Source organism: Staphylococcus sp. GDH8C109P (assembly GCF_017893405.1).
Lineage (GTDB): Bacteria > Bacillota > Bacilli > Staphylococcales > Staphylococcaceae > Staphylococcus > Staphylococcus cohnii.
The window spans coordinates 45,481-60,985 of sequence record NZ_JAESMX010000015.1 but is presented as its reverse complement, the minus strand read 5'-3'; the positions used below and the strand labels follow the sequence as shown (position 1 = coordinate 60,985).

Below are 15,505 nucleotides of genomic sequence, written 5' to 3'. Positions count from 1 at the left end.
TTATACAATTTTTGTACCATGTACCTCTTGAAAAGGAAATGCAGTAATGAGTTCTTGAACATTAGATTTTGTTAAACCGCCACCAGGCATGATTTCAATCTTTCCTCCAGAATTCACAACCAATTTACCAAGTTGATTTAAATTGTCAAAAATATTGGTGTCAGATGGACCCCCATGTGTCAATAATCTACTGAAACCAAGTTCAATTAATTTGTGTAATGCTTTTACTTGACCTTCTAGATGTATTTCATCAAACGCCATATGACAAACAACAGGTATCGGTGATGCTAGTTGTTTTAACGTTTTCATTTGCCATTCATTCAATGTGTTATCATCTGTTAAACAACCAAATACAAAATAATCAATATCAAATGATTTTATCGCTTTAATATCTCGCTGCATAATTTCAAAGTCATATAGACTATATACAAAATCGCCACCGCGTGGACGAATCATGACAGCAATTTCTACGTCGTTTGCTTTGCAAATTTCAGTAGCAATTTCAATCATTCCTATACTTGGCGTGGTTCCTCCGACATGTAAATAATCACACAATTCAACACGATCTGCTCCATTTTCAATTGCATATTCAACTTGTTGGATTGTTTCGACTACGGCTTCTTTGATCATTTTTCGTAACCTGTCAAACTTTCGTTTCCATTTTCAGTTACCAGAATATCATCTTCTATACGGACACCAGCTATACCAGGCACATAGATGCCAGGTTCAACAGTTACGACCATTCCTGGTACAAATTCATTTGTATTTGTACTAGAAACATCTTGATATTCATGCTCTTCTAATCCAAGACCATGCCCTAATCGATGAGGGAAATAGTCTCCGTAGCCAGCATCTGTAATAATACCTCGGGCAATAGCGTCTATATCTTTAATTTTTACACCAGGTTTAATTGCAGCGATTGCCTCTTGTTCGGCTTTTAATACGATATCGTATATGTTTTGAGCATCTGAGCTAGGTTGTCCAAATTTAATTGTTCTTGTCATATCACTACAATAATTTTCATAAATGACACCTAAATCAAATAATACGAATTCATTATTTTGTAATTGACGGTCACCAGGTATACCATGTGGTGACGCCGCATGATCACCAAAAAGGACCATCGTATCAAAGCTCATTTCATTTACACCATACGCTTTGATTTCATATTCAATGTGATTAACAACTTGTCGTTCTGTCACACCTTCTTTTAAGAAACTTGCACCAATTTCAATACATTTATCTGCAAGTTCACATGCTTTACGAATTTTAGCAATTTCAGAGTCACTTTTAACATTACGTAGTGACTTTATTGTTTGATCAATATCACCGAACGCTTTTACATCAAAAGCTTCGATTAATTCACGTTGACGTTGCACAGTTAAATGTGCCGCTTCAACTAATATTTTATTGAAAGTAAAGGGATACTTATCTAATGCATTTTCTGTATCAAGGTAACCAATGATTTCACCATCAAATGGTGAAGCCTTTACTTCTTCGACTTCTAATTGTGGACAAAATAGGACTTGATCGCCATTTTCTTTGATTAATAATGCTAGTAAACGTTCATGAGGATCACTTAAATAGCCTGTGAAATAAAAGATGTTCAATGGGGTAGTAATCCATGCTGCGTCAGCTTGTTGTGATTTTAATGATTCTATAACTTGTTGTAACTTCATTTTTACTGCCTCCTAAATATTTGATTATATTAATTTTATGTTAGTTGTGTAAGGAATTCAAAAATAATATGTTGAAATAAGGTATATTGCTAAAATTATTAAAAGAATTATTATATATAAGCGCGTATTTTGATAAAAGCGTGTTATAACTATTAATAATTGTGGTATATATAAAGCAAATAGTTTTATGGGAGGAATTATCGATATGAAATTATCTTTTCATGGACAATCAACGATTTATTTTGAAGCGAATGGCAAAAAAGTAATTGTTGATCCATTTATTACTGGCAACGACTTATCCGATTTAGATGCTGAAACTTTAGAAGTTGATTATATTATTTTGACACATGGTCATGGAGATCATTTTGGTGATACGATTGAATTAGCAAATAGAAATCATGCAACAGTTATTGGATCAGCAGAATTAGGTGATTATTTAACGACTACTAAAAATGTTGAAAATGTTAGACCTATGAATATTGGTGGTAAAGCAGAATTTGATTTTGGAACGGTTAAGTTTGTACAAGCGTTTCACAGTTCTAGCTTGACTGACGACAATGGTATTCCAGTATATTTAGGTATGCCGATGGGTCTAATTTTAGAAATAGAAGGCAAGACGATTTATCATACTGGTGATACAGGATTATTTGGTGACATGAAATTAATTGCTGAACGTCATCCAGTTGACATTTGTTTTATTCCAATTGGTGATAATTTCACAATGGGCATTGATGATGCTAGTTTTGCAATTAATCAGTTCATTAAACCTAAAATTACAGTACCAATTCACTACAATACATTTGACTTGATCAAACAAAATCCAGATGACTTCAAGTCAGCTGTTTCAGAAGGTGAAGTACAGATCTTAAATCCAGGTGACGCTGTTCAACTTTAAAGTGATTGCGATATAAACAGCTTACACTAAAATGTAAACGCCAATTTCACTAACATCATAGTAGAAATTGGCGTTTTCTTTGTTTATGGAATTGAACCACTTGTGACAATGAGATGATTTTCCCAGTCATTAAATCGCTATACTATTTTACAATAAGCACAGGGATGCTTGCTCTTTTAGCAACTTTGTGACTCACACTACCTAATACGAATTTTTTCTTTTCTTCGGCACGACGGTTACTGAGAACAACTATTTCATATTTACCACTATTTGCTTCTTTTACCAATTGTTCTTTGGCATTACCACGTACAATGATTTCATCATATTTGATGCCATATTCATCGAGCGTATTTCGAGTGCTTTCTAACCCTTTACTACGTTTTTCAACGAGTTTATCTAAATGAACACCAGATTTGATCGATGCTTGTGCATCTTGCTCACTGATTGCATTAAGGATTGTTACAACAGTGTCTTCACCAGCTAATTTAGAAACTTCTTTAAGTGCTTTTTCATTTTTAAGTGTTGTATCAACACCTAGTAAAATATTTTTAAACATTATTCCATCCCTCCTTAATTCTATTCTAATTAGAGTTTATCACAAATCAAATTAAAAATTATATGTTTTCATATTAACAGAGTAAAAAGTTTTATAGATATTAATATCTTAGTGAATATATGTCATAATTAAAGTTAAAATATATTTTTTAAGTGATTAAATCGCAATTTTAGTTATAAAAAGTTATAATATCATAGAAAATGTCCAAAAATGAGGTTATTACAATGACAAAGCATGAGCAAATTTTATCTTATATCGAATCTTTAGCAGTAGGGCAAAAAATTTCTGTTAGAAAAATAGCAAAAGATTTAAATGTCTCTGAAGGGACAGCTTATCGTGCGATCAAAGATGCTGGTAGAATTGGTTTAGTAGCAACAATCGATAGAGTTGGTACTGTCCGAATAGAAAAGAAAACACGTGAACAAATAGAGCAACTTACATTTGGAGAAATTGTAAAAATAATTGATGGACAAGTATTAGGAGGAAGAAATGGCCTCATCAAGACATTAACTAAATTTGCTATTGGCGCAATGGAAATTGATGATGTGGTAAAGTATTTAAGTCCGCATACATTGTTGATTGTAGGAAATCGAAAAGATGTCCAATTAGCCGCTTTGAAAAGAGGAAGTGCAGTATTGATTACAGGTGGTTTTAGAACTTCCAATGAAATAATCAAATATGCTGATGAACATGATTTGCCAATACTTTCATCTAATTATGATACATATTTAGTTGCTAATATTATTAACAGAGCGATGTATAATCAAATGATTCGAAAAGAAATATTAGTCGTCGAAGATATAGTGAAAACTGTGAATGAAGATACTGTGGTTTTTGACAATATGACATTGCACGATTATAAGGAAAAAGCAAAACGTACAGGTCACTCCAGATTTCCAGTTATTGATGAACATTGGCGTTTAGTTGGTATTATTACGAGTAAAGAAATAATTAAAATGGAAGACCGGGATACTTTAGCACATTTTATGACTAAGTCTCCGCTTAATGTACAACTTTCAACTACAGTTGCAAATTGTGCGCATATGATGATTTGGGAAGGTATCGAATTATTACCAGTGATTTCACCAAGCAAAAAATTAATTGGTGTAATTACAAGAAAAGATGTATTGACAGCAATGCAATTACTGAGTCGTCAGCCCCAGGTAGGCGAAACTATTAATGATCAAGTAGCTAAACATATTACAATTGCAAATGATGATATTCAAGTACAAACTTCGCCTTTACTTACAAATCAGTTTGGCACACTGAGCAAAGCGGTGTTTGTAGCTATTATTGAAGAAACTGTGCGTTATGAAATGCGAAAATTAAAGAAACTTGAAGTAATGATTGAAAGTTTAAATATCATTTACATTAAGACTGTGCAAATTGAATCTGAAATTAATGTACATTATGATATGTTAGATGTAGGAAGAAATTTTGCTAAATTAGAAGTTACGATGACAAGTGATGGTAAACATGTTGCAAAAGCAATGATTATTTGTCAAATGATAGATTAAAAGGCACATATATAACTTAAAAAAGGAAGATAAAAATGACGATAGAATTTAATCGAATTATGGATGAAATAAAAGCGGTTCAAACAGTAATTATACATAGACATGTAAGACCAGACCCAGATGCTTATGGGTCACAACTTGGAATGAAAAATTATTTGAAACTTAAATTTCCAGAAAAGAATATTTATGCAGTAGGAGAAGGGGAACCGTCACTTGATTTTATCGGCACTTTTGATGATATTAGTGATGACCAATATAACGAAGCATTGGTTATCGTATGTGATACTGCTAATTCACCTAGAATCAGTGATCATAGAGTCAATGCTGGCAAGCGTCTTGTTAAAATAGATCATCATCCAGCAGTTGACCAATACGGAGATATTAACTATGTGAATGACCAAGCATCATCAACGAGTGAAATTATTTTTGATTTTATAAGTCATTTTAACGATCTATCACTAATTGATGATTCCGTAGCAAGAGTATTATATTTAGGTATTGTAGGCGATACTGGACGGTTTTTATTCAATAATACAACACCACATACTATGGCAGTCGCAAGCCAATTATTAAAATACTCATTTAACCATCAACAAGAATTGAATAAATTAGGGGAAAAAGATCCAAAACTATTACCTTTTCAAGGCTATGTTTTACAGAATTTTGATTTAAATGAAAAAGGTTTCTGTAAAGTGAAAATCACCCAAGATGTACTTGAGCAATTTGATATTGTAGCGAATGAAGCTTCGCTTTTTGTCAATGCGATTGCTGATATTCAAGGATTGAAAATATGGGTGTTTGCGGTAGATGAAGGTTCCGAAATTAGATGTCGCATTCGTTCCAAAGGTATTGTCATTAATGATATTGCTAATACATTTGGTGGTGGCGGTCATCCGAATGCATCTGGTGTTTCAGTTACAGATTGGCACCAATTTGAAGAATTAGCACAAGCATTAAATAATAAATTGTAAGATTAAGGAGGTATTTGCTGATGGTTGCGCATTTAAACGTTCATACATCGTATGACTTATTGAATTCAAGTATTAAAATTAAAGATGTCATTGCGAAAGCAGCGAAAGAAGGTTATACATCGTTAGCAATTACAGATACAAACGTTTTATATGGTTATCCTCAATTTTATGACGCGTGTATTGCAGCAAATATCCATCCTATATTCGGCATGACGATTTATCTTACAGATGGTTTGTCATCAGTTGAAACTATAGTACTTGCAAAAAATAATCAAGGTCTAAAAGATTTATTTAAATTATCTTCTGCAATAAAAATGAAAGAGAAGACTGAAACGCCAATAGAGTGGCTAAATAAATATATTGATCATTTGGTTATCATATTTAAAAATGTTACGGAAGCACACCAAAGTATATTACAAAATTTCACTGATAAAGATGATATATTTGTAAATCACAATAGCCAACAACGTTTAGATTTTCCTGTTGTCTGGGCGCAAAATACAAATTATCTAAATGAAGATGATGCGGATACTTTAACGGCTTTAGCTGCTATCAAAAATAATGAGAAATTAGATTTGGTTAAAGAAGTTCATAATTATAATGCACATATGTATAGTCAGACCGATTTGGATGCGTTTAATTTAAGCGAGCAAATTTGGCAAAATACAAATTACGTCGCGTCCATTTGTAATGCTGAACTACAATATCATCAATCGTTATTACCTAAATTCAAGACACCGAATAACCAATTGTCTAAAGATTACCTTTATCAAGTTCTCCAACAAAATTTGAAACAACTAAATTTACCCAAAGCATCATTACAAAAATACGATAACAGGCTTAATCATGAATATGAGATTATCACACGCATGGGTTTTGAAGATTATTTTTTAATTGTTAGTGATTTAATCCATTATGCTAAAACGCATGATGTCTTAGTCGGTCCGGGTCGTGGTTCATCTGCTGGCTCCTTAGTCAGTTATCTATTAAATATTACGACAATTGATCCCATTAAATACAACTTGTTATTTGAGCGTTTTTTAAATCCTGAACGTGTTACTATGCCAGATATTGATATCGATTTTGAAGATACGCATAGAGAAAAAGTGATTAGCTACGTACAAGAAAAATATGGAGATAACCACGTTGCTGGCATTGTGACGTTTGGTCATTTATTAGCGAGGGCAGTTTCAAGAGATGTAGGTCGAATTATGGGTTTTGATGAAATTACATTAAATGAGATTTCATCTTTAATCCCTCATAAGTTAGGTATTACATTAGATGAAGCATATGAGAAAACTGAATTTAAACAATTTGTGCATAGAAATCATCGGCATGAACGCTGGTTTGAAATTTGTAAAAAATTAGAAGGATTGCCACGACATACGTCAACACATGCAGCAGGGATTATTATAAATGATCATCCTTTATATGAATATACACCATTAACCTTAGGAGATACGGGGTTATTGACACAGTGGACCATGACTGAAGCTGAACGTATTGGTCTTTTGAAAATTGATTTTCTAGGTTTACGAAACTTATCTATTATTCATCAAATCGTTAAACAAGTAAAAAGAGATATGAATATTGATATAGATATTGAAGCCATTCCTTTTAATGATCCAAAAGTATTTCAGTTACTCTCACAGGGTGACACAACAGGCGTATTCCAATTAGAATCTGATGGCATACGAAATGTATTGAAAAAGTTACAGCCAGAACAATTTGAAGATATTGTGGCAGTAACTTCTTTATATAGACCAGGACCTATGGAAGAAATTCCAACCTATATTACAAGAAGACACTTCCCCGAAAAAGTACAATATTTGCATAAAGATTTAGAACCCATATTAAAAACTACTTACGGCGTAATTATTTATCAGGAACAAATTATGCAAATCGCGAGTAAGTTTGCTAATTTTAGTTATGGCGAAGCAGATATATTAAGACGTGCTATGAGTAAAAAGAATCGTGCAGTATTAGAGAGTGAACGACAACATTTTGTGGAAGGTGCTTTAAGTAACGGATATGATGAACGATTAAGCAAACAGATTTTTGATTTGATTTTAAAATTTGCAGACTATGGCTTTGCACGTGCACATGCAGTGAGTTATTCCAAAATAGCTTATATTATGAGTTATTTAAAAGTACACTATGCTAATTATTTTTATGCCAATATATTAAGTAATTCAATTGGTAGCGAAAAAAAGACCGCACAAATGATCGATGAAGCGAAACATCAGCAATTAAATATATTGGCACCTAATATTAATGAAAGTCATTGGTTTTACAAAGCAAGTAATAAAGGTATTTATCTATCTTTAGGTGCGATTAAAGGCATAGGCTATCAAAGTGTTAAACTCATTGTTGATGAAAGAAAAAGTAATGGTGCATATAAAGATTTCTTTGACTTCACACGTCGTATACCTAAAAGGATAAAGAGTAGGAAATTACTTGAAGCATTAATATTAGTCGGCGCTTTTGATACATTTGGTAAAAATAGGGCGACTTTATTGCAGTCTATTGACCAAGTATTAGATGACGTTTCCGATGTTGAACAAGATGGTTTTATTTTTGATGTGTTGACACCTAAAACTACATATGAAGAAAAAGAAGAGCTGCCAGATCAAGTGTTAAGTGATTATGAAAAAGAATATTTAGGGTTTTATGTATCTACACATCCTGTAGAAAAAGCATTTGAAGAAAAACAATATCTTGGTATTTATAAACTTAATAATGCCAGAGATAATCAACCAATCTTTGTTCAAATCGACCATTTAAAACGTATTCGTACTAAAAATGGACAAAACATGGCATTTATTACGTTAAATGACGGTCTTAACAATTTAGATGGTGTAGTGTTCCCAGACGCATATAAAAAATTTGAGGTATATTTAAACAATACAGATACGCTTATCGTGAAAGGTAAATTTGAAAATAGAAATAATAAAAAGCAACTTATTATTAATCAAATAGAAAATGTTGCGTCATTTGAGAACAATAAATTAGCAAATGCGAAACAAATAATCATTAGAAATATTGAAAGTTTATCGGAAATAAAACAGTGGTTAAATTCACAAGAGACTGCAGACGATATCCCAGTGAAATATTTTCAAGAAAAACAAAATCAATTTAAAATAATAGGTTTTATATCACGTGAAAAAGAGAAAATTGAAGTGCTTATATCTAAGTTTTCACCGTGGGATATAAGGATAATTTAACTTTATCAAGTCTATAAACTATGATATAGTAAACTGATGGTTAAGTTGAAACTTGCCATCAGTTTATATTAAATGATGACATCTATACTTCATGTGAAATATATGTTTTTATTACAAAAGTTAACATATCATTTGTACTTACGATTTAATACTAACGATAACATTTGTAATTTATGTTAGATTGTAATAAAAATATATATGACTGATTAAAATTATTGAATGTAAGGGGTAGGTTTACATGACATTAAGAGACGACGCACTAGAAATGCATAGAATAAATCAAGGTAAATTAGAAGTTACACCAAAAGTTCAAGTAACCAATAAAGAAGAGTTGAGTTTAGCGTATTCACCTGGTGTAGCTGAGCCATGTAAAGAAATACACGAAGACCCTAGAAAAGTATTTGAATATACCATGAAAGCAAACACAGTCGCAGTTGTTACAGATGGTACAGCTGTACTTGGACTGGGTGACATAGGCCCAGAAGCTAGTATTCCAGTAATGGAAGGAAAAGCAGTTTTGTTTAAAAGTTTTTCAGGCATAGATGGTGTACCGATTGCACTAAATACTACGGATACAGATGAAATCGTTAATACAGTGAAATTATTAGAACCTAACTATGGTGGCATTAATCTTGAAGATATTTCTGCTCCACGTTGTTTTGAAATAGAAGAGCGTTTGAAAAAAGAAACAAAAATACCTGTTTTTCATGATGACCAACATGGGACAGCAATTGTTACAGTTGCAGGTATGATAAATGCGCTACGCATTATAGATAAAGAATTATCAGATATAAAAGTGATACTTAACGGAGCTGGCGCAGCAGGTATGGCGATTGTTAAATTACTGTATTCATATGGTGTTAGAGATATGATTATGTGTGATTCAAAAGGTGCAATTTATGAAGGTCGTTCCCACGGAATGAATGATACAAAATCATTTGTAGCTAAATGGACAAACAGAGACAGAGTCGAAGGTTCGTTAAATGATGTAATTAAAGATGCTGACGTATTTATTGGTGTTTCTGTAGCTGATTTATTAACAAAAGAAATGGTTGAGTCAATGGCTAAAGATCCAATTATATTTGCAATGGCGAATCCTAACCCTGAAATCAACCCTGATGTAGCAAAAGAAGCAGGCGCTAAAGTAATTGGAACGGGTCGTTCTGATTATCCAAATCAAATCAATAACGTGCTTGCATTTCCTGGTATATTCAGAGGTGCATTAGATGTAGAAGCTACACACATTAATGAAGAGATGAAACAAGCTGCAGTAGAAGCAATTGCAGACTTAATTAAACCGGAAGAATTAAATCCAGATTACTGTATTCCAGGTCCATTTGATAAACGTGTTGTACCTTCTGTTGCTAGAGAAGTTGCAAAGGCTGCAATGGAAACAGGAGTAGCAAGAACAGATATGGATCCAGAAGAAATTTATAATAAAACAATGAAATTAACAGACTTAGATAAATAATATTCATGAATACTGATCTCAAAATATTGAGTTGATAATATTGGAAAGACAGTAATGGTTAAGTGGAGGTTTAAAATGTTTAAAGATTTTTTCAATAGAAGTAGTAAAAAGAAAAAGTACGTGACTGTTTCCGATTCAAAACAAAGTGATGTTCCAGCGGGAATTATGACAAAATGCCCGAAATGTAAAAAGATTATGTATACCAAAGAATTAGCTGAAAATTTAAACGTATGTTTCAATTGTGATCATCACATCGCTTTAACAGCGTATAAAAGAATTGAAGCCATTTCTGATGAAGGTACATTCACAGAATTTGACAAAGGAATGACCTCTGCGAATCCATTGGATTTTCCAAGTTATGAAGAAAAAATTCAAAAAGACCAACAAAAAACAGAATTAAATGAAGCTGTTGTTACTGGTACAGCGCATTTAGAAGGCATTGAATTTGGTGTAGCTGTGATGGATGCTCGATTTAGAATGGGTAGTATGGGATCAGTTGTTGGTGAAAAGATTTGCAGAATTATTGAACATTGTACTGAGCACCGTTTACCATTCATCCTATTTTCTGCTAGTGGTGGTGCTAGAATGCAAGAAGGTATCATATCATTAATGCAGATGGGTAAAACAAGTGTTACGTTAAAAAGACATATGGATCATGGATTGCTATATATTTCATATATTACAAACCCAACAACAGGTGGCGTATCGGCAAGTTTTGCTTCAGTTGGTGATATTAATTTAAGTGAACCCAAAGCACTCATTGGTTTTGCTGGCAGACGTGTAATCGAACAAACGATTAATGAAAAGTTACCTGACGACTTCCAAACTGCTGAATTTTTATTAGAACATGGACAACTAGATAAGGTTGTACATAGAAAAGAAATGAAAGTAACACTTTCTAATATTCTAAAAATGCACCAAGAGGTGAAAACGAATGCTTGACTTTGAAAAGCCGCTTTTTGAAATAAAAAATAAAATTGAATCGTTGAAAGAATCACAAGAAAAAAATGATGTGGACTTACAGGAAGAAATTGATATGCTTGAGGCGTCTTTAGAACGTGAAACACAAAAAGTATATACTAATTTAAAGCCTTGGGATCGCGTACAATTAGCGCGCTTACAGGAAAGACCTACATCATTAGATTATATACCGCATATTTTTGACTCCTTTATTGAGTTGCACGGTGATCGTAATTTTCGAGACGATCCAGCTATGATTGGTGGTATTGGATATTTAAATGGCCAAGCAGTAACAGTAGTTGGCCAGCAGCGTGGAAAAGATACCAAAGATAATATTTATCGTAACTTTGGTATGGCACACCCTGAAGGGTATAGAAAAGCATTGCGTTTAATGAAACAAGCTGAAAAATTCAACCGACCTATTTTCACTTTTATTGATACAAAAGGTGCTTACCCAGGAAAAGCAGCAGAAGAACGTGGTCAAAGTGAGTCTATAGCTAAAAATCTCATTGAAATGGCAGCTCTTAAAGTGCCAGTTATTGCAATTGTAATAGGTGAAGGCGGAAGCGGCGGGGCTTTAGGCCTCGGTATTTCAAATCGTTTATTAATGCTTGAAAACAGCACTTATTCTGTTATTTCACCAGAAGGTGCATCTGCATTACTATGGAAAGATAGTAATTTAGCACAAATAGCTGCCGAAACAATGAAGATTACCGCAGAGGATTTATATGAGTTGAAAATTGCCGATGAGGTTTTAAAAGAGCCACTTGGTGGTGCTCATCATGATATTGAAACACAAGCACAAAGTATTAAAACAGCATTTTTAAATCATTTGAGTGAATTAAATGCACTTAATGAACAACAAATCATAGATGATCGATATGATAAATTTAGAAATATTGGATCTTTTAATGAATAACTAAAAATGCACTTAATTTACATCAACAAAACAATTTTTTAGTACGTATAGTAGCTATGAGGCATTTATAGATTAAGGTTTTCAAAGAGCATTAAGTTGGAGTCAGGTTTTCAATACTTGATTTCATATTAGTGCTCTTATTTTTATTGAATAAAGCAATGTAAAAATTGAAAATTGAGATATCTGTTTAATAAAGTGAAGTTAAAGGTATGATAAAGTATAGGTGTTTTGACAATATGAGATAAAATAAAAGGAAACGCTTTCGTATTGTAAAATGTTTTTTTACTCTAATTAAAAACGTTTACATGAGTTACTATGCCTTATTTTAATGGCACCTTCTATGATTTTATGGTATTTTTAGAATAAGAAATACATGTTAGAAAGGTATGTCGTCATGAAAAAAATTGCAGTGTTGACTAGCGGTGGAGATTCACCAGGCATGAACGCGGCTATTAGAGCTGTTGTTAGAAAAGCGATTTATAATAATATTGAAGTTTATGGTGTTTACCAAGGCTATCAAGGGTTATTAAACGATGATATCGAGAAGTTAGAGCTCGGTTCTGTTGGTGATACAATCCAACGTGGCGGAACTTTTCTGTATTCAGCAAGATGTCCTGAATTTAAAGAAGCAGAAGTTCGGAAAAAAGCAATAGATAACTTACGTAAAAGAGGAATTGAAGGACTCGTAGTTATCGGCGGAGACGGTAGCTATAGAGGTGCTCAACGTATAAGTGAAGAATGTAAAGAAATTCAAACAATAGGAGTACCAGGTACAATTGATAATGATATCAACGGTTCAGATTTTACAATAGGATTTGATACAGCTTTAAATACCATTATAGATTGTGTTGATAAAATTCGTGATACGGCCTCAAGTCACGCAAGAACTTTTATCATTGAAGTTATGGGTCGTGATTGTGGAGACTTAGCTCTATGGGCTGGACTTTCAGTTGGGGCAGAAACAATTATTGTCCCAGAAGTAGAAACGGATATTAAAGATGTAGCTGAGAAAATTGACAATGGGATAAGACGTGGGAAAAAACACTCCATTGTTATGGTTGCAGAAGGTTGTATGTCTGGAGAAGATTGCGCAAAAGAATTGACAAAGTACATTAACGTCGATGCGCGCGTATCTGTACTTGGTCATATCCAACGTGGTGGTAGTCCAAGTGGCGCAGATAGAGTACTTGCTTCACGATTAGGTGGACATGCTGTAGACTTATTGCTAGAAGGAAAAACAGCAATTGGTGTTGGCATCCGCAACAATGAATTAACAGACACATCATTTGAAGAAATATTCAGATCAAATGAACACAAGTTTGATTTTGAAACTTTTGCTTTAGCAAATGAATTATCGATATAAAATACTGGGAGGCATTAATAATGAGAAAAACTAAAATTGTTTGTACAATAGGACCTGCATCAGAGTCTGAAGAAATGCTAGAGAAATTAATTAAGGCTGGAATGAATGTTGCGAGATTGAATTTCTCACATGGTGATCATGCAGAACATAAAGCTAGAATTGATAGAATTCGTGAAGTATCTCATAGATTGGGCAAAACAGTCGCTATATTATTAGATACTAAAGGTCCTGAAATCCGTACTCATAACATGAAAGACGGTGCGATTGAACTTGAAAAAGGTACGGAAGTCATCGTAAGTATGACTGAAGTTGAAGGTACACCAGAAAAATTCTCAGTAACTTACGATAATCTAATAAATGATGTTCAAGAAGGATCATATATTTTATTAGATGATGGTCTTATTGAATTACAAGTAAAACAAATAGACAAAGCTAACGGTGAAGTTGTTTGTGATGTTTTAAATACTGGAGAGTTAAAAAATAAAAAAGGTGTTAATTTACCGGGTGTTAAAGTAAGTTTACCTGGCATTACTGATAAAGATGCTGAAGATATTAAATTTGGTATAAGTGAAAATATTGACTTTATCGCTGCAAGTTTTGTTCGTCGCCCAAGTGATGTATTAGATATTCGTAGATTACTTGAAGATGGTAAAAATACAAACATTAGCATTATTCCTAAAATTGAAAATCAAGAAGGTATAGATAACATTAAAGAAATACTTGAAGTTTCAGACGGTTTAATGGTTGCACGTGGTGATATGGGTGTTGAAATACCACCTGAATCAGTACCAATGGTGCAAAAAGACTTAATCAGACAATGTAATAAATTAGGTAAACCAGTTATCACAGCGACGCAAATGTTAGATTCAATGCAACGTAATCCTCGTGCGACACGTGCTGAAGCAAGTGACGTTGCGAATGCTATCTATGACGGTACAGACGCAGTTATGCTTTCAGGTGAAACTGCTGCTGGATTATACCCAGAAGAAGCAGTTAAAACAATGCGTAATATTGCGATTTCAGCTGAAGCTGCACAAGATTATAAACGATTATTATCAGATCGTACTAAATTAGTACAAACTTCATTAGTTAATGCAATTGGTGTTTCAGTAGCGCATACTGCTTTAAATTTAAATGTAAAAGCGATAGTCGCAGCAACTGAGAGTGGGTCAACTGCTAGAACAATTTCTAAATATCGCCCTAAATCAGATATTATTGCAGTTACACCTCATGCTGAAACTGCGCGTCAATGTGCATTAGTTTGGGGTATCCATCCTGTTGTTAAAGAGGGACGTAAAACAACAGATGCTATGCTAAACACAGCAGTTGCTACAGCGGTAGAAACTGAAAAAGTTCAAAATGGTGATTTAATTATTATTACAGCAGGCGTACCTACTGGTGAAAAAGGAACTACGAATATGATGAAATTACATTTAGTAGGTGATGAGTTAGCTAAAGGTCAAGGTATCGGTAGAAACTCAGTAGTTGGAAATACTTTAGTGGTTAATGATGCGAGTGAACTTGAAGGTAAAGATTTAAGCGAAACGGTCATTGTAACAACTTCTGTAGATGAAACGCTTGTTCCTTATATTGAACAAGCAAGTGGCTTAATTGCTGAAGAAAGTGGTATTACATCACCAAGCGCAATTATAGGTCTGGAAAAAGGTATTCCAACAATTGTAGGTGTTGAAAATGCGACTAAAGAGATACAAAATGATATCTTGATTACTGTAGATGCAAATCAAGGTAAAGTATTCGAAGGATATGCAAACGTACTTTAATCATATTGGCGTTTCCATTAGTCATAATTCATGTAAGCATCATAAATGACGATATAAATAATATAAGAGGTTAGGATATAAATTCCTTTTCTCAAAATAAGAGGGCCAATCCTTAATATGGATTGGTCCTCTTTATATTTAAAATATCACGATTTTGATCGTGCATGCT

12 protein-coding genes are annotated in these 15,505 nt (G+C 33.3%); 9 read left to right on the top strand and 3 right to left on the bottom strand.

The window, feature by feature from the left end:
• Together KA867_RS08825 and KA867_RS08820 are read right to left on the bottom strand one after the other, a co-directional pair.
• Positions 1–630: a copper homeostasis protein CutC gene (locus tag KA867_RS08825; RefSeq protein WP_210137744.1), complete on the bottom strand. Its 630-nt coding sequence runs from the start codon at positions 628–630 to the stop codon at positions 1–3.
• Positions 627–1,679 carry a M24 family metallopeptidase gene (locus KA867_RS08820; RefSeq protein WP_210137743.1) on the bottom strand — a complete coding sequence of 351 codons (1,053 nt, stop codon included), beginning with the start codon at positions 1,677–1,679 and terminating at the stop codon, positions 627–629. The genes KA867_RS08825 and KA867_RS08820 overlap by 4 nt, the downstream gene beginning before the upstream one ends.
• 205 nt (positions 1,680–1,884) lie before the next feature.
• Here KA867_RS08820 and KA867_RS08815 point away from each other — a divergent pair, with 205 nt between their 5' ends.
• Entirely contained in the window at positions 1,885–2,574 is a 690-nt protein-coding gene (locus KA867_RS08815; protein WP_107383784.1) for a metal-dependent hydrolase, read from the top strand.
• A 142-nt stretch (positions 2,575–2,716) separates the two neighbouring features.
• Here the strand turns inward: KA867_RS08815 and KA867_RS08810 are convergent, their stop codons facing one another.
• Positions 2,717–3,130 carry a universal stress protein gene (locus KA867_RS08810; RefSeq protein WP_019468615.1) on the bottom strand — a complete coding sequence of 138 codons (414 nt, stop codon included), beginning with the start codon at positions 3,128–3,130 and terminating at the stop codon, positions 2,717–2,719.
• 224 nt (positions 3,131–3,354) lie between these two features.
• Here KA867_RS08810 and KA867_RS08805 point away from each other — a divergent pair, with 224 nt between their 5' ends.
• The 8 genes from KA867_RS08805 (at position 3,355) to pyk (ending at position 15,336) form a co-directional block, all read left to right on the top strand.
• Positions 3,355–4,647 carry a DRTGG domain-containing protein gene (locus tag KA867_RS08805; protein WP_210137742.1) on the top strand — a complete coding sequence of 431 codons (1,293 nt, stop codon included), beginning with the start codon at positions 3,355–3,357 and terminating at the stop codon, positions 4,645–4,647.
• 35 nt (positions 4,648–4,682) lie between these two features.
• Positions 4,683–5,618, top strand: coding sequence for a DHH family phosphoesterase (locus KA867_RS08800; RefSeq protein WP_210137741.1), 936 nt, complete (start codon positions 4,683–4,685; stop codon positions 5,616–5,618).
• 20 nt (positions 5,619–5,638) lie between these two features.
• On the top strand, positions 5,639–8,842 hold the full coding sequence (locus KA867_RS08795) for a DNA polymerase III subunit alpha (RefSeq protein WP_210137740.1): 3,204 nt from the start codon (positions 5,639–5,641) through the stop codon (positions 8,840–8,842).
• A 238-nt stretch (positions 8,843–9,080) separates the two neighbouring features.
• A complete protein-coding gene (gene ystJ / locus KA867_RS08790) occupies positions 9,081–10,313 on the top strand; it encodes an NADP-dependent malic enzyme (protein WP_210137739.1) in 1,233 nt (410 codons plus the stop codon).
• Between the two features lie 75 nt (positions 10,314–10,388).
• Positions 10,389–11,255, top strand: coding sequence for an acetyl-CoA carboxylase, carboxyltransferase subunit beta (gene accD / locus KA867_RS08785; protein ID WP_210137738.1), 867 nt, complete (start codon positions 10,389–10,391; stop codon positions 11,253–11,255).
• Positions 11,248–12,192 (top strand): acetyl-CoA carboxylase carboxyltransferase subunit alpha, encoded by a 945-nt coding sequence (locus KA867_RS08780; protein ID WP_210137737.1) that lies wholly within the window; start codon positions 11,248–11,250, stop codon positions 12,190–12,192. Before accD ends, KA867_RS08780 begins: the two co-directional genes overlap by 8 nt.
• 394 nt (positions 12,193–12,586) lie before the next feature.
• On the top strand, positions 12,587–13,555 hold the full coding sequence (gene pfkA / locus KA867_RS08775) for a 6-phosphofructokinase (protein WP_019468622.1): 969 nt from the start codon (positions 12,587–12,589) through the stop codon (positions 13,553–13,555).
• 20 nt (positions 13,556–13,575) lie between these two features.
• On the top strand, positions 13,576–15,336 hold the full coding sequence (pyk, locus tag KA867_RS08770; protein WP_210137736.1) for a pyruvate kinase: 1,761 nt from the start codon (positions 13,576–13,578) through the stop codon (positions 15,334–15,336).
• Positions 15,337–15,505: the final 169 nt, after the last annotated feature.